At 52.7% G+C, this 19095-nt stretch carries 18 protein-coding genes and 4 pseudogenes; 10 read left to right on the forward strand and 12 right to left on the reverse strand.

The genetic code is table 11. From position 1 onward, the window contains the following. Positions 1-649: 649 nt before the first annotated feature. Positions 650-778: a hypothetical protein gene (locus tag KRAC_RS78755; protein WP_007918370.1), complete on the forward strand. Its 129-nt coding sequence runs from the start codon at positions 650-652 to the stop codon at positions 776-778. Between the two features lie 209 nt (positions 779-987). Here KRAC_RS78755 and KRAC_RS43660 read toward each other — a convergent pair whose 3' ends face one another. The 6 genes and pseudogenes from KRAC_RS43660 to KRAC_RS43685 all read right to left on the reverse strand — a co-directional run bounded on the left by KRAC_RS43660 (position 988) and on the right by KRAC_RS43685 (position 6577). After that, complete coding sequence (locus tag KRAC_RS43660; RefSeq protein WP_007918371.1) at positions 988-1833, reverse strand: universal stress protein; 846 nt, start codon at positions 1831-1833, stop codon at positions 988-990. 72 nt (positions 1834-1905) lie between these two features. Further along, positions 1906-2487 (reverse strand): TetR/AcrR family transcriptional regulator, encoded by a 582-nt coding sequence (locus KRAC_RS63730; RefSeq protein ID WP_007918373.1) that lies wholly within the window; start codon positions 2485-2487, stop codon positions 1906-1908. A gap of 360 nt (positions 2488-2847) precedes the next feature. After that, positions 2848-3603, reverse strand: coding sequence for an SDR family oxidoreductase (locus tag KRAC_RS43670; RefSeq protein WP_007918374.1), 756 nt, complete (start codon positions 3601-3603; stop codon positions 2848-2850). Positions 3604-3895: 292 nt separating this feature from the next. Continuing rightward, on the reverse strand, positions 3896-4717 hold the full coding sequence (locus KRAC_RS43675) for an alpha/beta fold hydrolase (protein ID WP_007918376.1): 822 nt from the start codon (positions 4715-4717) through the stop codon (positions 3896-3898). A 579-nt stretch (positions 4718-5296) separates the two neighbouring features. Then, a pseudogene (locus tag KRAC_RS43680) lies at positions 5297-6007 on the reverse strand (IS6 family transposase). Positions 6008-6361: 354 nt separating this feature from the next. Further along, entirely contained in the window at positions 6362-6577 is a 216-nt protein-coding gene (locus KRAC_RS43685) for a YwbE family protein (RefSeq protein WP_007918378.1), read from the reverse strand. A 394-nt stretch (positions 6578-6971) separates the two neighbouring features. On the opposite strand from KRAC_RS43685, the gene KRAC_RS72675 reads away from it, so the two are divergent. Genes KRAC_RS72675 through KRAC_RS72685 form a run of 5 tightly spaced genes read left to right on the forward strand, consistent with a single transcriptional unit; the run spans position 6972 to position 9596 of the window. Beyond that, complete coding sequence (locus KRAC_RS72675) at positions 6972-7487, forward strand: helix-turn-helix domain-containing protein (protein WP_007905169.1); 516 nt, start codon at positions 6972-6974, stop codon at positions 7485-7487. After that, a complete protein-coding gene (locus KRAC_RS72680; RefSeq protein WP_007918380.1) occupies positions 7484-8050 on the forward strand; it encodes a hypothetical protein in 567 nt (188 codons plus the stop codon). The genes KRAC_RS72675 and KRAC_RS72680 overlap by 4 nt, the downstream gene beginning before the upstream one ends. Then, positions 8001-9194, forward strand: a complete 1194-nt coding sequence (locus KRAC_RS43700; RefSeq protein ID WP_007912830.1) for an ISAs1 family transposase — start codon at positions 8001-8003, stop codon at positions 9192-9194. Before KRAC_RS72680 ends, KRAC_RS43700 begins: the two co-directional genes overlap by 50 nt. 30 nt (positions 9195-9224) lie before the next feature. After that, positions 9225-9410 (forward strand): hypothetical protein, encoded by a 186-nt coding sequence (locus tag KRAC_RS43705; protein ID WP_040447120.1) that lies wholly within the window; start codon positions 9225-9227, stop codon positions 9408-9410. A 36-nt stretch (positions 9411-9446) separates the two neighbouring features. After that, positions 9447-9596 carry a hypothetical protein gene (locus KRAC_RS72685; protein ID WP_157507865.1) on the forward strand — a complete coding sequence of 50 codons (150 nt, stop codon included), beginning with the start codon at positions 9447-9449 and terminating at the stop codon, positions 9594-9596. A 143-nt stretch (positions 9597-9739) separates the two neighbouring features. Here the strand turns inward: KRAC_RS72685 and KRAC_RS43710 are convergent. Continuing rightward, positions 9740-10018, reverse strand: a pseudogene (locus KRAC_RS43710) (DDE-type integrase/transposase/recombinase); the annotation flags it as partial. A 90-nt stretch (positions 10019-10108) separates the two neighbouring features. Here KRAC_RS43710 and KRAC_RS80215 point away from each other — a divergent pair. Next, positions 10109-10961, forward strand: a protein-coding gene (locus KRAC_RS80215; protein WP_007909437.1) for an IS5 family transposase whose coding sequence is annotated in 2 segments (ribosomal slippage) — positions 10109-10492 and positions 10494-10961 — 852 coding nt in all. Because the reading frame shifts where the segments join, the coding sequence is not laid out codon by codon here. Between the two features lie 15 nt (positions 10962-10976). On the opposite strand, the pseudogene KRAC_RS43720 reads toward KRAC_RS80215, so the two are convergent. Beyond that, positions 10977-11417: pseudogene (locus KRAC_RS43720) on the reverse strand (IS6 family transposase); the annotation flags it as partial. Positions 11418-11625: 208 nt separating this feature from the next. Then, entirely contained in the window at positions 11626-12168 is a 543-nt protein-coding gene (locus KRAC_RS43725) for a hypothetical protein (protein ID WP_007918385.1), read from the reverse strand. A gap of 462 nt (positions 12169-12630) precedes the next feature. Here KRAC_RS43725 and KRAC_RS43730 point away from each other — a divergent pair, with 462 nt between their 5' ends. Then, positions 12631-13899, forward strand: coding sequence for a helix-turn-helix domain-containing protein (locus KRAC_RS43730; protein ID WP_007918387.1), 1269 nt, complete (start codon positions 12631-12633; stop codon positions 13897-13899). A gap of 224 nt (positions 13900-14123) precedes the next feature. Here the strand turns inward: KRAC_RS43730 and KRAC_RS43735 are convergent, their stop codons facing one another. Both KRAC_RS43735 and KRAC_RS72695 read right to left on the reverse strand, forming a co-directional pair. After that, a complete protein-coding gene (locus KRAC_RS43735) occupies positions 14124-14402 on the reverse strand; it encodes a hypothetical protein (protein WP_169461024.1) in 279 nt (92 codons plus the stop codon). A gap of 604 nt (positions 14403-15006) precedes the next feature. Then, a pseudogene (locus KRAC_RS72695) lies at positions 15007-16516 on the reverse strand (transposase). Between the two features lie 380 nt (positions 16517-16896). Here KRAC_RS72695 and KRAC_RS72700 point away from each other — a divergent pair. Continuing rightward, positions 16897-17340, forward strand: a complete 444-nt coding sequence (locus KRAC_RS72700) for a hypothetical protein (RefSeq protein WP_007918393.1) — start codon at positions 16897-16899, stop codon at positions 17338-17340. On the opposite strand, the gene KRAC_RS72705 is transcribed toward KRAC_RS72700, so the two are convergent. Then, positions 17319-18454 (reverse strand): IS630 family transposase gene (locus KRAC_RS72705; protein ID WP_157507867.1). Its coding sequence is split into 2 segments (ribosomal slippage): positions 17319-18025 and positions 18025-18454, totalling 1137 coding nucleotides; the frame shifts between segments, so codons are not numbered across the junction. The genes KRAC_RS72700 and KRAC_RS72705 overlap by 22 nt on opposite strands. A 208-nt stretch (positions 18455-18662) precedes the next feature. On the opposite strand from KRAC_RS72705, the gene KRAC_RS43765 reads away from it, so the two are divergent. Then, positions 18663-18962, forward strand: coding sequence for a hypothetical protein (locus tag KRAC_RS43765; RefSeq protein WP_169461025.1), 300 nt, complete (start codon positions 18663-18665; stop codon positions 18960-18962). The last annotated feature ends 133 nt before the right edge of the window (positions 18963-19095 follow it).

Genomic DNA, 19095 nt, shown 5'->3' on the forward strand with positions numbered 1-19095 from the left:
TTCTCAGTGTAGCAAGGGAGTTCTTTTTTGCCTTCTCTCTGGGACTTTTACATCGCCCTGCTTACACTCCAGGGCTTTCTAATTCTCCCTAACGGTTACCTTGGCCCACAGGCGCGAAAGCTCACCTGAGAAGAGAGCGTTCTCAGAGAACTGGAAAGCCCTGGGAGCGGCCTTGATACCGCGTGAGAAGCGTGCTAAACTCGCACAGCCATTGAGGCAAAACATCCTTAAATCGGCTCGGAATTTCACTGGCGCTGACATCCTCGACAGGCTTGAGCCATACTGGGTTTCAACCCACCCCGCTGCAACCTGTTGTGCCACATTATCTTCCCGCCAATAACGTTGTTTCAACCCACAGCGGTCCGTCAGGGCGGCTGCAACGCAGCCACGCCTTGGTCATACCACCCATTCTCAGGCGGGTTTCAACCCTCAGCGACCCTGGCGGGTCGCTGCAACCGTCGCTTCGTGAGTCAGCTACATTGGCCCGCTCTTGCTTCCTGCTGCGCGAACCTCTTGTGAGCATACCTCCTTTTTCCTGAAAAGACAATAAATACCTGCAGGAGCAACAACAGCAGCAGGCAGCAATCAAGCACGCCCTTCAGCCACGCAAGCCATCGGCCCTCTTCAGGATCAGGACATCTGGTCTCCCATGCTCTATAGCCCACAGGACCCCGTCCAGGCTTCCATGACCCTGCACGTGAACCAGCAAACCTCTACCGCCGTGAGCAGCTACTATGCCGCCGGCCAACCCACCTCCGTCAATGGACAAAGCCATTAAACATGGCTTCCAGTCGCGAAAACAAGCAAACGCGCGAAGAGTCGACCATGTGGCTCTTCGCGCATCTCCTGGACAAGAGGACCAGTACACCGATCTTCTCCCTCCCTGGCTGCAGCACACTCCTCCCACACGAACACCGCCGCGAAGCCGATGGCACAGTGGAGGAAGCCCCTACCCCAAGACACGGCTGTTGCACGCTCAGCAAGAAGCTATTTCTTCACTGGAACCACCAGAACAGGGACGCCTATCTGGTGGATAAACTTCATGACCAACTCTTCAAGCTTTTCTCTCTGCGCCACCATAAGCAACACATCGCGCTGCTGCCTACTCAACTGCCGAATCAATTCAGATGGATCGCCGGTTGGCGCCTGTATCTGCACGGTCAGCCCAGCCTCGCGGAGTTGTTGGGCCTCGTGTTCGATGGATGTCTGCCCTTCTTCCAAGTGACTCCGCTCAGAGGATGCTGGTTCTACCTGGACAAGCGTGATGGTCGTACTGGATGCGCGAATGAGCGGTTGGGCGAACTCCAGGACAAGTCCACTGCGTGTCAAGCCGTCGAAAGGGATAATGATGTTGTGGTAAGCTGGAATAACGCCCGAGAGCGCATTTTCATTCGAGGTTGGATGCATCAGGACCACGGGTTTTGGCATCTCGTGGATCACCTGCGTTGCGACGCTGCCCAGAAGCCAGCGTTGCACTCGTTCGCGTCCATGACTTGCCATGGCAATCAGCAGCACATTCGGCTGGTGGGAAGCGTAGGAAACAATGTTTGTTGCCGGGTCACCATCCAGCATCACCACTTGCGCCTCAACGCCGTGTTCCCGGATATATCCAGCAATGTTGTTCAGGTAAGTGCGTGTCGATGCCTGCTCTTCGTCATACCAGTTCTCGGGAGGTACGATCTCTGCAATACCGGTGCTGAAATTTCTTGGAAGCGTGACGGTTCGCAGAAGCGTGATGCCGCTGTGGGTCGCGTCAGCCAGGGCCAGCGCATGGGGGAGAATAGCTTCACTTAATTGAGAGCCATTCAGTGTGACAAGAATCTGCTGTTGCATCTTCTTTCTCCTTTGTTGGAGCGTCGTGCACTCCTTGCTTGACAAATGCTTCACATGACGAATCTGTGTTCATCAGGTCCGCAGCAATGGATGAATGGCCGCTTCTAGCTTGTGATCCCACTCCTCGTCAGTCATCGTAAGCCAGCCGCGATACTGCCAGAAGAGTGTCACTAACAGGAGTCCTAGCAGGCTCATAGCGGTTGTTTCACGATCTACTTCGGGACGCAACATTGATGCGGCCTGGGCCAGCGCTTGCTCAATTAAGTGATGAGCCGCGTGCGGATGGAAGGCCAGTTCATCCTGTAATTCTGGAAAATGCCAGTACTCGCTCATCCCCGCGAGCAACAACTGAGGATGCTCTCGCAAACAGTCGCGCAAAAACTTCAGACATTCAACCATTCCCGCCGCCGCTTGCGCCGGACTGGATGCGTCGATAGAGAGCGGATAGGCAACAATACGGCTGCCTGGTGCGAAATGATGGTAGGCTTCACGTATCAGGGTCGTTTTATCTTTGAAGTAGCGGAAGATTGTCACCTCGTTGACGCCTGCCTCTTTCGCGAGTGCGCGAGTGGTCGTGCCCTCGATACCACGCTCAGCGGCGAGTTTTAAAAATGCGGTGAGAATGCGTTCGGCAGTATCAGAAGGTGCTACCATGCTTCCTCGTTTCCTCCTCAAGAAGAACCAACACTCCTCATGCAAGTAAGTACTTGCTACATTCAAAGTATAGCATCGGTTACGCGGAAATGCAAGCAACCGCTTGCATGCGCGATTACAGGGCTTTTCAGTTTTCCGATCCAGAGAGCAAGAGCCGAAGAGCCCGCTCAGGAAAAGCAGGGAACACGTAGAGTAACGTCACACTGCCATACATCAGGAGCGCGCGTGAGCATAGCTTGTTCTCTTCCAACCAGAACACAAGCTCTGAAACAGAGTTGAACACCCTGCCTCGTGAACACAGGGAGTTTCTTGCTGCCCCGCTAGACGAGACAACCCGAGCGTCAACGCTGCCTTCCTCACTTACTTTTGCACTCTGGAGCTGCTCAGCCACTCCTCGAAACGCGTCGGGGCGATCCGAGCGTTCTCGCCCGGGGTGAGGGAGGAATCCTCCAACTCTGTGCCGAAGTAGCGTGCGTGGACGTCTGTGATGACTTGACGTGTGTCGTTGTTCGCGCTCAAGAAGCGGCGAATGAGTTCGTCGAGACGTATCCGTTCTGGACCAGCCACCTCAAGCGTGCCGTTCACAGGCGCCCCGAGTGTGACGTCGGCCAGTGCAGCCACAACATCATCCGACAAGATCGGCTGGAGAAAGGCCGGCGACAAGCGAATCGTTTGTCCATCGCTGGCCTGCTGGGCGATGCCGCCAACGAACTCGAAGAACTGTGTTGCACGAAGGATCGTATAGGGAACCTGCGCAGCCTTGATCAGGTGTTCTTGGGCCACCTTCGCACGTAAGTACCCACTCTCGGGAAGACGGTCGGCACCGACGACCGAGAGGGCAACGTGATGTCCCACACCAGCAATCGCTTCTGCCGCCAGGAGATGGCGACCTGATGTCTCGAAGAATTCCCAAACGACCTTGTCCTCCCACACAGGCGCGTTCGCCACATCGACGACCACCTGAGCGCCGACAAGCGCTTGCGCTAGCCCCTCACCCGTAATGGTGTTGACGCCTGTGCTCGGTGACGCCGCCATGACCTGATGGCCACGCTCACGAAGCTGCTTCACAAGCTTTTTTCCAATAAGCCCGCTCCCGCCAATAACCACAATCTTCATATGAACCTCCTACTCATAAGCCCACAATGGGGGCTTTCTTCTGTACAAACATACAGACATGCTCATGGTTGGAGAGGCTGAGGTACGTGGTCTCTTCCATCGCACGTTCCTTTCCCGTACCACTCACTGCATGAGCTCTTCAAACAGCTCGCCAAGACCTCTTCCTCATTTCAGGATGGACGAAAGGGGTTGCAACCGATCCGTCCAGGACGCACTCACACCAGCATTTCCCTGTGACGTCGTCGCTCAACGAGCACCCAGAAGACCACAACGCTGCTCTGTCCAACGAGGTCTAGGACCTGAGAAAAGACAGCAGGTCTTCGTTGAGTTGGTCTGCGTGCGTCGTGGCAAGGCCATGAGGTGCTCCCGGATAGATTTTCAGGATCGCGCCCTTGACAATCTTCGAGGAGAGCAGAGCCGAGTCGACAATTGGCACGATCTGATCGTCGTCCCCATGGATAATCAGGGTGGGAATGTCGAACCGCTTGAGGTCTTCGGTGAGATCCGTCTCAGAGAAGGCCTTGATGCAGTCGTGGGCCCCCTTGATCCCGACCTGCATCGACCACAACCAAAGCATGTCCAGAACGCCTTGTGACACCTTGGAGCCTGGTCGATTGGCACTGTAGAAGAGGGCACTGAAATCCTTATAGAACTGCGAAGGGTCCGTCCTGATGCTGGCGCGGAGCTGGTCGAATACTTCGATGGGGAGACCACCAGGATTCGCTTCCGTCTTGAGCATCAGCCGAGGGATCGCACCGATGAGCACGGCTTTCGCCAGACGCGAGGTCCCGTAGCGACCAATGTAGCGGGTCACTTCGCCGCCACCTGTGGAATGACCGATCAACACAGCATTCTGCAGATCCAGCTGCTCAAGGGATTCTGCCAGGTCATCAGCGTACGTGTCCATGTCATTGCCGTCCCATGTTCGGTCAGAGCGGCCATGGCCGCGCCGATCGTGAGCAATGGTTCGATAGCCATGAGAGGCAAGAGAGAACATCTGCTCGCCCCAGGAGTCAGCGTTGAGCGGCCAACCGTGACTGAAGACGACGGGCTGGCCGCTCCCCCAGTCCTCGTAATAGTGATTGGAGCCATCTTTTGTGGTGAATGTACTCATGCTCTGGTATCTCCTTTCAAGAGCAACAGCGACAACTGCTCAGGAATGCTGATTCCCTATTTCTCAGAACCTCTATGACCAGCACGCTCTGAAGCATTTCGTCTTTCCTGCTGCAAGTATAAAAGCGTGCGCAGAAGAAAGCACTGCTCATCACCGACCATCTCACTTGCCATCTCACCTTGCTTTGTTGTAAAGACAAATAGTATTCGAGTGAAGTGAAAGACTCGTCGTTGAGAGGCACATCTGTTATTCCATTGGCGTTGAGACGAAATTCTTGTGAAGCCAGGCGGGAAGCGGTTTCATACGATTCATAGTACAATAGCTTCGGGGGAATACAAGGATTTCTGCAAAAATGGGCCATTTCGACAAGAGCCGTTTTTCCTTGGATGCTATCGCAGCTCATTGCGCATGAGGTGCGATAAATGGCCAATGGAGAACAAAAACACTTCTCTGAGATCCTGCCAAAATCAGCTTTTTTTACACGTTAGGTGCGATACACAATGCGAGGAGGTGGATTGGTTGTGTTGCAAGAAATTTAAAGAAAAGAAGATGAGTAAGAAATATCCCTTTCTGCTTTGTTTAAGCGACCACCCCAAACAATTGAGTGACGAATGTTGCTTGTGCTTCTGCATCCCCTTTGTCTACCCCTTGCAACTGTCCTTTCCTGATCATGTTCATCGTTTCGTACCCTTGAAGGGTTCGCCTTGCCGTCTCGAACGAGAAAAAGCCCATCCCGGGCTTGGCTAGGCGTTTAATAAAACGATGGTCTTGTTCAACCAGATTGTTAAGATATTTGACTTGTCTCAACTCACAGCTTTCGGGGAGATGTCCTCTTGCTTTGAGCTCGTTGAATGCTTTGGGATAGGCTGCGTTTTTGTCCACATTGATCACTCGTGGTTCAGCAGTATGAGGGGCGGCAAGGATTTTCAGAAAGAAACGCTTGGCGGCTTCTCCGTCTCTGGTTGGGCTGAGTACGAAGTCGAGTGTCATTCCCTGCGCATCAACCGCTCAATACAGATAGACCCATTCTTTTTTCACTTTGATGTAGGTCTCATCAACCCGCCAGGAATCTGATGTGGTTTTCAAATAGGGACGACATCGCCGCTCCAATTCTGGCGCATAATGCTGAACCCAGCGGTAGATGGTCGTGTGATCAACGTATAAGCCTCGCTCCATCATCATCTCTTCGAGGTCTCGATAGCTCAGCGAATAGCGCACATACCAGCGAACACAGAGCAAAATGATCTCAGACTGGAAGTGACGCCATTTAAAGGGATTTTGACTTTGGATACGCATAAAGGAGACCTCTTTCGCTTTTTCCCTCCACTCTAGCAGATCAGCTTCCTTTTTTGCAACACAACCGACAGGTCTACCAGGCGGCAATGAGTAGTATCTCGTGTATACCATCACAAAACATCTTATCGCTAGGTAAGATGTTTTGTGATGGTATACACGAGATACTACTCTATCACAACGAAAATGCGGTTCTTGCGATATGATCGCCGGAGGTACATGAGAGAGGTGCTCTATCTGAGAAGGAGCTGTCGTATCGGGGAGACGTGAGAGCACCATACCACGTGTCATGATCAGCTTTCGTTTGCACTCAGTTCAAACGAAAACTCCATCATTGGAAATGGAGCAAGGTCATCCTTGGGTCGCATGCTCCTCCTCGATTTTCTGTACGCGCCCAACCTGTCCATCGACAAGCCGTACCTTGATCCCATGTGGGTGAGAAACGGAGTTGGTCAAAATATCCTTGACGATCCCTCGGGTCAGTTTTCCTGTTCGCTGGTCTTGCTTGAGGACGATTGACACTTCGATTCCCGAACGGATATCTTGACGGATGCGTCCATCTGGCATTTCGTTTCGCTTTCTCCTGCCATCCCTGGTGAATGGATGTCTCTTTTCCCAGAGCAGGTTGCAAGTATTTCCTGATTTTCACACTCGCACGTTGGATGATACGTCACCATCCAGAGCAACACACCTTCCCTTCATGAGTCCCTTTTTTTCTGTTGCTTTCAGGAGAGGCAACACATTGGAGCCACTCGCTCTGACCATGCGGCAAGGGAAAGCTTCTGCGGGCTCGCTCAAAAGCGAGTGTGGACAGACCGTTCCACGTATTGTACTCCTCAAGAGGCGCGACTGTCCATCTTTGAGTCTCTGGAGAGGTATTGTCAACCTGGCAACGTAGCCATGTCGCCGTACTAGTGCAATCGTCCAAAAGAAAGTAGGAAAGTAGCCGATATGAGAAGGTATGCAACCCATTTTCATTCGACCACTCACCGAATCCGAGCGAGCCCATATCGAGGCTCACTTACGCTCCGGCTCAGCCTTTGTGCTACGCCGTTGCCAGATCCTTCTGGCTTCAGCCCGTGGAGAGCGAGCCATCGCCATTGCGCGGCAGCTGGGCTGCGACGACCAGACAGTGCGCAATGTGATCAAAGACTTCAACGAGCAGGGGCTCGACGTGCTCAAGAAGGAGTCCTGTCGCCCTCATCGGCTACGCACCAGCATTGCCGACGAGAATCTGCCAGCCTTGCGCGATCTGCTCCATCGCAGCCCGCGCGATTTTGGTATCGAGCGCAATCTCTGGTCTCTCCCACTGGTGGCGCAAATCTGCTTGTCACAAGGACTCGTAGCTGCCCCGACCACTGCTGCCAGTGTCCGCCGCGCGCTCAAGCGCTTGGGCGTCAGTTGGAAACGAGCCAAGCACTGGATTACCAGCCCCGATCCGCAGTATGCACGAAAAAAAAGGCTCGTGACCGCTTGATCGCGTACGCTCAACCCCGCTCTGATTGGGCCATTGGCTTCCTCGACGAGGTCTGGTGGAGCCGATTTGCTCTTCCACGCCTTCACACCTGGCAAGATCCAGAGTACCCAGTCCGTTTGGTTGAGCAATCCTGGCAAAAGAATGACCCTGACCCAAAAGCATTGGCTTGCTATGGTGTCCTCTGGCAAAACGGAACCACGGAGGAACCCGTGCGAGAGCAGATGTGGCTTCGTTTTGTCACAGGACGCCCGGTGAGTGAGATCACCATCCAGTTTCTGGACTGGTGTTGTCAGCAATTGGCCGCACAAGGCAAACGTCAGTGGCTCCTCATCTGGGACAACGCCTCCTGGCATGTGAGTAAGATGGTGCGCACCTGGATCAGAAAACACAACCTCGCTGTCAAACAAACGGACGAAGGGGTCAGGGCTTGTGAATTATTGCTGAGAGCAGGAGACTCCAAGATCTGCTACGATAGACATTCCAAACCGATCTATCGAGAAGAAGGAGCCTCCGATGTCTTATTCTACTGCATTGTCACTGACCTTGCCTTCACTGACGAGTGATGCTCGCCACCAGTTATTGGAAAAGCAACCATTGCTGAGTTTGTACGAAGTGTTTGCCACCATCCCAGATCCCCGTTCCAAGCATGGATTGCGCTATGAATTGGCGTACGTGCTGACCTGCCTGGTAGCGGGCTTCCTCTGCAATTGTGACTCGACCCTGGCAGTTGCAGAGTGGTGTCGTGATCAACGTCTTCTGCTCATCCGACTCTTCGGACCACGTCGCTTCCTGTGCCCCAGTGATTCACTCTACCGCAAACTCCTCCCGCGCCTGGATGCCGAACAGATCGAGTGCGCCCTGGCGGACTGGATACGTCGGACTCTGCAAGCCACCCTCGATGATCCCATTGCCTTAGATGGCAAGACGGTTCGTGGGGGAAGATCGGACAAACATTCTGCTCCCCATCTGCTCTCCTTTCGCACACATCACAGCCAGGAAACACTGCTGCAAGTTGCCGTTTCCGAGAAGACGAATGAAATCCCAGTCGCACAGGCCCTCTTGCCCTGCTTGCCTGTCGATGGACGCGTCTTCACCGCAGACGCTTTGCACACGCAGAAGGATTTCATGAGGTGCGTGGATGCCTTGGGTGGCAAAACCGTTCTCACCGTCAAAAACAATCAGCCGACCCTCTACGCAGATCTCACCGCCTATTTCGCCGATCCACATGCTTCTTTTGCGCAAGACTCCACGCTTGATCAGCATCGAGGACGGATTGAAAAGCGTTCTATCCGTGTGAGCACCGAAATGAATTCCTACCTGGCTGACTGGCCACTCATCGAGCAAGTGGCCGAACTGACACGAACCGTCACGGTTCGCAAAACGGGAAAAACCAGCCACGAAGTGGTCTATCTCATCACGCCTTTGACTGCTCTTGAGGCCAGCCCCCAGCGCTTACTTGCATTAGTACGGGGACACTGGAGTATCGAGAACTCCTCCCATTATGTCCGCGATATGACCTTTGGTGAGGATCGTTCTCGCTTGCGCTCTGGGCAGGCACCTCAGATCCTGGCAACGTTCCGCAATTTGGCGATCACCCTTATTCATCGTCAAGGGTCTTCTCAGATTGCTGCGACCAGACGCCACTTTGCTTCTCATCCTCATCTTGCTTTTCGCTTCTTGCTTCCCAGGAGCGTCGCTCAGCAATAATTCACAAGCCCTGACGAAGGGGTACGGATTTTGCCTTTCCAACTGCCCACCAAAAGTCCCTGGCTCAATCCAATTGAGCCCAAGTGGGTGCATGGCAAACGCAATGTGGCCGAAACCAATGGGCTGCTTTCGGCTCACCACCTCGCTGAGCGAGTCTGTGCCTATTATGGGTGTGCATATGAGCCACATTTATCTCTTCCCGAAAAGGTTTCGTAATCTTGCACTAGAGACGAAAATACCTCGCATTGCGCCATGGATACTCTTACCCGCGAGGAAGAAAATGATCACGATGACGATCCAACGCTTCTCTTCCACATCATCGACCGTCCCGAACTGGCCGTTGAGCGCAACCCGTTGCTCTGTGTAAACGTCAAGGGGATAGTCGGCTCATCCTCAATTTAAGTGAGCCTGCTTGCTTGGACGACGGTTCGGTTTTCTGATAGACTCTCTTCGATGAGTATATGTTGGTATGTTGCAAGGGGAGACTGTGTTGCAAAAAATCAGGAAAGGAAACAGCAGATAATGGTTCCTCTTTCTTGTTCAGTTTAGGCGGCAGCTCCGAATAATTTGGAAACAAGAGCCACCTGGCAAAGGATATCTCCTTTGTCCACGTCTTTCACTTGTCCTTTTCTCATCATATGCATCGCCTCATATCCTTGTATGGTTCGCCATGCGGCCTCAAACGAAAAGAAGCCCATCCCGGGCTTGACCAATCGTTTGATGAACCGATGATCCTGTTCGATCAGGTTGTTGAGATACTTGCTTTGTCGCAGTTCACAAGCCACTGCAAGCACTCCTGCCGCTTTCAATTCGTGAAGAGCCTTAGAGTGTGTCGTAAGAGGCTCATAGAGCCAAGAATAAACTGAAAGGAGACAATCAAGAGACGCAATAAACTGAACAAGGAGCCGAATCTGATGAATGAGAGCATCACGAGAAAGCGCTATCCATCGGATCTGACCGATGCGCAATGGGAGCGGTTGGCTCCCTTTATCCCGCCACCTTCTCCCAATGCGACCCAGGAGGTCATTCCCAGGCGAGAAATCATCAATGGCATCCTCTATGTTCTGCGGACAGGCTGTTCTTGGCGGCAAATGCCCCACGACCTGCCCGATGGCAAAACAGCGTACCACTACTTCCGTCGCTGGAAACTCGATGGAATCTGGGAAAACGTGATGCATGCCTTGCGCCGTCAGGCTCGTGGCTCGATAGGGCGAGAGGAAGAACCAAGCGCCGGTATCGTCGATAGCCAATCCAGCAAAACCAGTCCTGTCCCAGGCATCGAACGTGGCTACGATGCCGGGAAAAAAAATCTGGGGACGCAAAAGGCACCTCCTCGTTGATACTCAGGGCTTCATCCTGGCCATCAAGGTGCTTGCAGCCAACATCGCGGATCGGGCAGGCGCTCATTTCTTGCTCGATGGGCTAGCGTCTGTGTTTCCTCGTCTTTCTCATCTCTTTGCCGATCATGGCTACGATGGAGAGCCGTTTGAACAATGGCTCTGGCAACATCTTGGATGGGAAATTGAGATTGTTCCGCCTCCATCGCATTGGGAACTCATCAATGGGCAACCCGTTGAAATTGGCAAACCCCAAGGAGGATTCCAGGTTCAACGCAAACGATGGATTGTTGAACGAACTTTTGGTTGGCTTATTCGCTTTCGACGGCTTGCTCGCGATTATGAGGGTTCGCCCTCAAGTAGCGAGGCCTTTATCCAGGTGGCTGCCATCCGTCTCTTCTTGACTCGTTTAGCTCCTTCCCGATACTGAATATTCGTCTTACGACACACTCTTAGGATATGAAGCATTTTTATCGACCGTGATGACTCGAGGCGTGGTCACATGAGGCGCAGCGAGAGCTCTTGAGAAGAAGTCTTTGGCTGCTTGGGCATCCCGTGTCGGGCTGAGCAGGAATTCCAGGGTGTTCCCTTGAGAATCTACAGCGCGATACAAATACATCCAGGTCCCCTTGACTTTCACATATGTTTCATCCACCCGCCAGGAATCGCTCGTAGACTTGAGATAAGGGCGGCAACGCTTCTCCAACTCAGGAGCGTAGCATTGTACCCATCGGTAAATGGTCGTGTGATCGATGCGTAGACCCCGTTCCAACATCATCTCTTCCAGATTTCTGTAGTTCAACGAATAACGAAGAAACCAGCGCACGCTGAGTAAAATAATCTCAGCCTCAAAATGGCGCCATTTGAACGGAGCCTGCGCTTCCATACTCTTGCCTCGCCTCACCTTTGCTTCCACTCTACCAGATGAAATTATTTCTTGCAACACAACCTTCTGGCCTCTCTCAAAACGGGTTCACGCCATCACCATGTGTTATAGGAGCATTCTCTCACTTTCCAGCCTCGTCCCAAGTGGGTCGACTCCAACTACTCTCTGAGCATATATAGCTCTGCAGATGTTGCGTGATTGTACGTAGTCACACATCTACTCCGTCTCCTCCTGCCAGGTATGTGCAATTCGGTCTTCTGGTCAATAGATCGTACTTGGCGCGGTCAAATGTCCAAAAATGGATATATTTAAGGGCGACAGTGTTCTCTTTGAACCATGCCAGTTGACGCATAACCATTCTTGCGGCTCGTCGCTCAATCAGTTTGCTCTCACTCCAGTCTTCACTTGAGGAGAGTGCTAACTGAGCCTGATTTAAAATCGTGAGCCTGACATTTGCCTCTTCGTGAATACAGCCTTCAAATATCGTTGGGTCGAGGCGTTCAAACGCTGGCACCCAGGGCGTGACATTTCGCCCATCCTCGGTCATCTGTCCAGGCATCCACCCCATAGTGAGAGATGGAAAGCCATAGGGAAGCGGTTTCAATCGATGCTCTGGAAACGTGGGGTGTGCGTTGAAAAAAGGCTGGGCGAGTTGCCTGGCTTCTCTTCTATTATGAGCATAGTAGAGCATATAGAGATAATTGCGCTCATTGCTCGCTTTACTATGCCAGAGCGTGAGAACATTTCTCATACTGTTTCTCCCCCTATCAAAAACACGTACGAACTTGATGTGGCAGCCGCTTGCGAGATAGGCATACAATTTCGTCAGTTTTGTTTTTGCCTATGATGGAGTCATACATACATGCCCTAGATGCTGGTGTAAGTTCATACACGCTTCTTGGATAGTATGGGGAGAGACGAATTCATGAGTAAGCCCATATCCTTGCATACACTCAATGTCCTGGTTTCTATCCTTCTAACCTTTTATTTCTTGCTATGCGTATTTAATTCTGTATCTCTTCTTGCCTTTTAAATTTTCAAGACTTGCTTTATTACCATCTAAGTGTATACTCAATATAGTTGCAAATGTTGAATATTGCATGAAGTATAGTGGTATTTTTCTTGGATATTTCTGGAACAGTGCGGTGTCTAAAGCAGCTTGTACGGCCAGAAGAAGAAGTGGACAATTTTGAACACGATTGGAGCTTGAATTATGCCACAAAAGCACCCGCTCGTAAAAGCTCGTGAAATGTGTAACCTCACCCAAGCACAATTTGCGACAAAAGTCGGTCTTAGTGTCAAGACCATTTGGAAAGCTGAGCATAACCAGAGGATCGGTGCTTACTCACGTGGCAAGATTTGTAAATACTTGAAGCTGACAGCAGAAGAATTAGGTTTCGTGATACCATCTGAACCGGAAATAGAGTATCTAGCGGCATCGCACAAGAGAGCAGAAATAGACTCTTTAGTAGAAGGTAGGGAGAGAGATCAAAAGAAACGGCAAACACTACAAATACATACGAGCTTGCTAGGTACCGCTTTTGTCTCACCTCACATGGGTCTTCTTCAACCTGACACTCTTCCTTTCAGCGAATTTTTACCATTGAGTGCTGATAGCATCCAAAGCTGTTGGCACCTCATGCAAGGGGAAAATAGCGCGGTTGCTGAACGTGTTCTGGATCACCAAGCTCCCATTTTGACGAGAATTGCACTGAAACCATCTCCGTATCAGAAAGAAGCGGCTATACTGGCGACACAGATGGCAATCCTCCGGGCCATTCTGGCAAAACATCGTTTACACTATGTGGCACGTGAGCTTCATTGCTATGAAGCAGTACAATTCAGTAAGTTATCTCATGACCGTGTCTTACAATCTGCTGCGTTAGTGTGCTTGGGGCATACGTATTTGTTCTGCCCTCCTCTGCGAGTCAAAAAGGCGATAGAGACGTTTTTAGAAGCGCTTCATGTCCTTGGCCAATGCTCTTCTCTTATTAGAAGTGATATTTTTATTGCTCTGGCTGAGATCTATTCTTTGCAAGGAGAGAAGCAACAAACCTATACAGCGATTGGGCAGGCAAAAGATGCATATCCTGATCATCCAAGAAGCGACTCATCCTATTTTTATGCTAACTATCCTGTGAACTTGCTCCATCAAGCCGAGGCCAAGGTATTCCTGCATTTACATCAGCCCACACGAGCTTTAGAAGCGTTACAGGCAAGTAATACAGAGCCTCTCACTGATCGGGGACGCTGCGAGCATTTCATCCGCCGAGCAGAAGCCGGGCGGCAATGTCATGATCTTGAACTTTTTAGCAGCAGCTTGACCGAGGGTTCATTGCTTGCGACAGCGTTAGGGAGTAGCCATCGTTTGCAGTCGGCATTAAAGGTCTATAACCAGGCTCCTCGTGATTGGAAAGAGAATGCTCAAGTAAAATGGCTGAACGCAAATATATTGAGCATTTCAGAAAGGACTGACATATGAGCGACTCTATGCAGCTATCTGCCGCCCTTGCTTCTGAAGAAGGGCGAAAAAATGCTCATGAAAGACAACGGGGCAATTGCCAACGGCTTAGGCTCCAGAGCAGCCTGTAGAGCCAGTAGAGGTTCTTGCCATGCCTCTTGGGAAAGCTCTCACATACCTGGGAACAGAGCATCTCCCGGGCTTGAGATAGGGAGATTCTCTGTTTCTGGAGTAAAAAAACGTTGTTAGATTCCTGTTCCTGAAGTCTGTGTTGCAATGGATGTGTGATTACATGTGGACGAATTGGACGTCGATGGACTGTATCCAGGTTGAGGCGGATTGTTCGGGTCATTGGTGTACTGGTCATCACTGTAGACAATCGAAGCCAGGCCGGTCGCAGGATTCGCCGCGACGCCAAAATCATCGTAGAGATCCCGATTCCCTGTACAACTGACATCACCCTCGCAGACACCGCCATAGTGAACAATTGGCGTTGGTTGCGTTTGGGTGAAACTGCTGCTCATGGTTGTCGCCTTCACATTCTGTGCGAAGTACACATACCCCAGAACCCAGACAGCATCTGCTCCACACTCAACATCCACAGCACCAGCCCCACAAGCACCAGCACACCACAACACACAATCACCACACTTTCCCTTCGCCATCCTTGCAACATCACCTTCGTGTTTTTTCGCACGGTCTCATTCTCCTTTATTCATCAGGGCAACACGCGACCTGGTCCTCCCACTTCAGCAGGAGCCACCATCACAATAGGAGACCATGGCAGAGACAGAAGCCTTTCGCCAGGCAGCACACCACAAGCAATCGTCATAGGGCTGCAGCTCCCCCACATACCGTTCCTCTCTCCACGCTTGGCACAAGCCTCCCCAGCACACTCAACTGCTGCTGCTCCTCTTCCTATACGCACTTCTTTTTCCCGCAAAACGCCTCGAACACGTCCATCAGAGAACAACGTGGTGGGCTTTTTCTTGGGCACAGGCATAGCACCCTCCTTTTACAGAGAAGGTGGCGAGAAAGCCCCGGTCATTGATGCCTGTCACTTATACACAAATATGAACGTTTGTAGAAGATCCTCAGAATGATGCGAGGGAAAGGTGTTGAAAAAAACTAGGATCGTAAACGTATCTTGGAGAGTCGCTCCTCCAAAGTAGTCAAGTAGGCGAGAGGATCTTTGCGAAAACGGAACTGCTTGCAACGAGCCTCTTGACGAGAGGAAACTTCGGAGCGCAGTTGTCGCCAGCGGGCCAGATCAGAAGGAACAAGCTCCTCCTCGCTGAAAAGATGCAAGCGAGTGGCCAGTGCGGTGGTCACGTGAACCGGCCCGCGAACGACCAGCCCAGGAATGGCTCCTCGTCGTCCTGTGGCTCGGCGCTCGCCGGCTCGAACCTTGCCAAATGCCTGCTCCAAATCATTGTTGGTTTTGGGCAGATCCGCGATCTGATAGCAAAAGAAGAGATGAGGAGCATAGCTTTGCGTCGCTTTGAGGAAGTGTATGAGGGCCGAGCGTCCCGCTTCCGACTGCTCGGTGTGCGCTCGCATCTGTGTCAGAACGTCCTTAAAGCGTGTACGGACCTCATCTGCCGTTGCCTGCTCTTTGTTGCTGAGCACCTGAGCTCCTTGCAAGAGCAGGGCAAAGAGGGGGCGCACCTGCGCAAAGAGGGCCTCGGTCGCTTGGAGTCCTTTCTGCAAGAGTTGCTTCAATCGTTCAAGTGCTCTGGGAAGCCCCTTTTTTCTTCCACCCGCTCCAGTGAGTCATGGATCGCTTGCAGTCGGTCCTGCAAACGCAAGCCAGAAGCCGAGAGCGGTGGCAGACCATCGTCGGTCAGGCTGGCACGAACCGCCAGGCAGTACTCGTGAATCGCTTGTGCCTCAGTGTCGATCCTACTTTCGACGGCCCGCTCGATGGGACGCACGCCGCGAACCTGTTTTTTCAGCTCCTTTTTGGCATGTCGATCCGCTTCAGAGATCGGCTTGGCGGCTTCACGCAAAAAGTGAAAGTGACAGAGTTGATGAGGGGTCTCAGGGAAGACGCTGGCGACGGCCCGGCGAATGGAGAGCTGGCCGTCTGAGACGATCCCATGGATCGGGGCTGGAAGGATCGCTTTCACCTCCGTGAACAGACCGGCTAGGTCCTCCTGCGTCGAACTCAAGAGGGCTTGTGCCAACACGATTTCTCCCGAGAGCACTTCTCGAATCACCCAGAGCACCTCATGGCCCACATCGGGTTGCAGCCCATCGATGGCCAGGATCACGCGCCCTTGTGAAGCGAAGCGCTCTTGCAAGCGTCGTCGGCATGAGAGATGCAGGGTCACCAATTCCTCGTAACGGTGCATCAGATGCTCCACCGTCCGTTCACACACCCGCAGCCCTCGCTCCTGCAAGATCCGCTGCATTTGGGGGGCTGAGCGCTGTTCTCGATAGCGCAGCCTGCCCACATAGGCAATCAGATCTAGACCACATTCTCCATGTGGTATGCCCATCGGCCTTCTTCCTCTGGTCGGCAGGGCTGCTTGTAGCCCCGGCATGCTGGATTGGGACAACGACGAACCACCAAACGGAGCTGGATCAGTCCTTTCATCGTGAGGATCTTGCGGTAGGCGTGGTAGGCCACCGGCATCCACTCGCCGCAAGACGGAAAGTGCTCCTTCTGTGGCTTCAAACGAACGTGCTGCTCTGCCTGCGGAAGGGCTACTCTTCTTCCTCTCATCTGCTCTCTCTCCTCATTCGCCTCTTTCTCTCTAGTTTACTCCTTCCTCCAAGCCCTGTTTACGATTCTAGAAAAAAACGCCCCTTGATGCACAATGATGTGCTTTCAGCTTGGCGAGACAAGCGACGTTTTCACCGAACGTGTGTCACCTCTCGTGTGGGGAAAAACGAGGCACCTGCAGCGCATCGCTTCCGTGTTCTTTCTCAAGATTGCATATTTGTGTATAAGTGTCAGGCATCAATGACCGGGGCTTTCTCGCCACCTTCTCTGTAAAACAGGAAGGCCGCTGCATGGTGCCCCCCGCAGCGGCCTTCCTGTTACCAAAGTCAAATACATCTATAGAAACGCATAGGAGCACTAAAAGTAATTCGATCTTTACGAGCATTCCTCGCCAGAAAAAGGGAAGCCTCACACCTCCCCTGCCAGCCACTTCTCGCCTGCAGCTCTCCCTCCTCTGGCTACATGCAATTCTATTCGATATCGCTCACTTTCCTTCCGCTACCCTTCCGCCAGTCTCCCACTCCAGTCCACTCCCTCTCCGGCGTGCCTGTATCCAGCCACCTACGGCCAGCATAGACCACCTGCGCGCCAGCATCGGCGCAGGGCATGAGCACACACGCCACCATCGGCTTCCCTGCCTCTCCTTCTCCCTTCTCGATGCCTTTCTCCTATTCACTCCTCAGCTTGCACTCAAGACCATACTAGTATTCTGTCATGCTTCAATGGATGGGTAAAGACGCTTGAGCTTGATGCGCGCATCAGCCGTGGTAAAGCGCCAGTTGATGGTCACTTTTGCCTGGTTGCGCTCCTGCTGCCAAGCATCCACCTGAGCAGTAAGCGCCTGCATGTTGGGAAAGCGATCGGACAAGCATTGCCGTGCGAGAACGGACAGTTCGATCTCGGCCATATTCAGCCAACTCCCATGCTTGGGCGTGTAATGGATCTCCAGTTTTTCGGTCAGCCGTCGAGCTTCTGCGGGCTCAAAGACCTCGTAAAACGAGGAAGGCGTATGCGTGTTGAGATTGTCCATTACGAGCACAATTTTTTCGGCATGGGGGTAGTGAAGGTCAATCACATCACGCAGAAACAGCGCCCAGTCCTTTTTGGTTCGCCGCTTGCTCACGCGCACCTGGCACGCTCCCGTTTCCGGCTCCATGGCGAGAAACACGCTACACACTCCTTTGCGTTCATATTCGTCATCGACGCGCTCTGGCTCGCCGGCTTCCATCGGGATCGGCTTGCGCGTGTGAGCCAGCACTTGTTTGCTTCCCTCATCCATACACATCTTCGGCACCCGCGGATCATAGGGACGCTGGTACACTTCCAGCACATCCTCCATGTGATACACACATTCCGCATTCGCTTCTGGCGGAATGCAGAAAGGCTTTTTTCGCCACGGTTTCAGTTCATTTTTTTTAGTGTGACCCAGACGGTATTGTGGCTGATCTGATCAATGTACCCCAGTTGCACCAGCTTCTCGGCGAGCATCCGCATCGTCCAACGCTTTTGTCCCCCTTCCGTCTGGCTACAGGCCAGCGTGACCAGGCGTGCTTCCAGTTCTCCATCCATTTTCCGCTTCTGGGGCCGTTCCGGCTGTGGACGCCGCACCAGAGCATCCAACAGCCCTCCCTCAACAAAGCGTTTGCGCACCCGTTCTACTGTGGCCCTTCCGACTGAGAGCGCTTCGGCGATCTGCTCATCTGTCCACCCTGGCCCTCCCTCTGCCTGATCGGCTTTCAGTAAAATTCTCGCGTGTGTCTGACTGCGCGCTGTTGCCTTCCCTCCTGTCAGCAGGCTTTCGAGCATCTGGCGTTGCTGGGCATCTAACTGGACGCTATACTTCTTCATGGAGCCTCCTTGAATGGATCTGTTTCGTTTGTCCTTCAAGGATACTCCATCTTTTTCAGCTCATCAAATCAAGGATGACAGAGTACTAGTCGTAGATCCCTTTGGGAGCGGGGTATCACCTCTTTTTTCTTCTTTCCCCGCAAGGCACCTCTGCCTTGTGCTATCCCTTCGCATGCCTCGCCACGAGGTTCATGACGAGATCAAGCCAGTGATACAGTACATGGAAAGGGAGGCGTCGCATAATCAGGCCGACATCCTTGTGGAAGGAGTGCGCGCGAACGGGCTGGCGGTAAGTGGGATGCAGGAAACGCTTGACGCGCTCGGACATGGGCAAGCCGATATCCTGATACTGGCGAACGGTATCCCGCTGGGCGAGAAGCAACGCAGCGAGCTTGTGCGCCGGGCCGCGAATACGGGTGCCCAGGTTGAGTCCGTAGAAGGCCATCCCGTCCTTCAGGCAATGGGAGGCATGGGCGCACTGCTTCGCTATTGTCCCCACTGGGTCTAGCCTTACCCGACATCAGGAGTCTTGCACAGAGCACCAATGCCCCGCTCTCGCTTCAAGTGAGCAGATCAGCTCATTTGAAGCGAGCTGATCCGCTCGCCATCCACATACGACTGTGTATCATCGGACATCTGCT

This window comes from Ktedonobacter racemifer DSM 44963, from assembly GCF_000178855.1.
Classification (GTDB): domain Bacteria; phylum Chloroflexota; class Ktedonobacteria; order Ktedonobacterales; family Ktedonobacteraceae; genus Ktedonobacter; species Ktedonobacter racemifer.

What these genes read in the sequence shown, in the direction of transcription:
- KRAC_RS43685 (WP_007918378.1), bottom strand. Translation starts at nt 6,577, where the DNA reads ATGCCAGATGGACGCATCCGTCAAGATATCCGTTCGGGAATCGAAGTG.
- KRAC_RS72700 (WP_007918393.1), top strand. Translation starts at nt 16,897, where the DNA reads ATGGTGCCCCCCGCAGCGGCCTTCCTGTTACCAAAGTCAAATACATCT.
- KRAC_RS43725 (WP_007918385.1), bottom strand. Translation starts at nt 12,168, where the DNA reads ATGAGAAATGTTCTCACGCTCTGGCATAGTAAAGCGAGCAATGAGCGC.
- KRAC_RS43730 (WP_007918387.1), top strand. Translation starts at nt 12,631, where the DNA reads ATGCCACAAAAGCACCCGCTCGTAAAAGCTCGTGAAATGTGTAACCTC.
- KRAC_RS72685 (WP_157507865.1), top strand. Translation starts at nt 9,447, where the DNA reads ATGGATACTCTTACCCGCGAGGAAGAAAATGATCACGATGACGATCCA.
- KRAC_RS43660 (WP_007918371.1), bottom strand. Translation starts at nt 1,833, where the DNA reads ATGCAACAGCAGATTCTTGTCACACTGAATGGCTCTCAATTAAGTGAA.
- KRAC_RS63730 (WP_007918373.1), bottom strand. Translation starts at nt 2,487, where the DNA reads ATGGTAGCACCTTCTGATACTGCCGAACGCATTCTCACCGCATTTTTA.
- KRAC_RS78755 (WP_007918370.1), top strand. Translation starts at nt 650, where the DNA reads ATGCTCTATAGCCCACAGGACCCCGTCCAGGCTTCCATGACCCTGCAC.
- KRAC_RS43700 (WP_007912830.1), top strand. Translation starts at nt 8,001, where the DNA reads ATGTCTTATTCTACTGCATTGTCACTGACCTTGCCTTCACTGACGAGT.
- KRAC_RS43670 (WP_007918374.1), bottom strand. Translation starts at nt 3,603, where the DNA reads ATGAAGATTGTGGTTATTGGCGGGAGCGGGCTTATTGGAAAAAAGCTT.
- KRAC_RS72675 (WP_007905169.1), top strand. Translation starts at nt 6,972, where the DNA reads ATGCAACCCATTTTCATTCGACCACTCACCGAATCCGAGCGAGCCCAT.
- KRAC_RS43735 (WP_169461024.1), bottom strand. Translation starts at nt 14,402, where the DNA reads ATGAGCAGCAGTTTCACCCAAACGCAACCAACGCCAATTGTTCACTAT.
- KRAC_RS43675 (WP_007918376.1), bottom strand. Translation starts at nt 4,717, where the DNA reads ATGAGTACATTCACCACAAAAGATGGCTCCAATCACTATTACGAGGAC.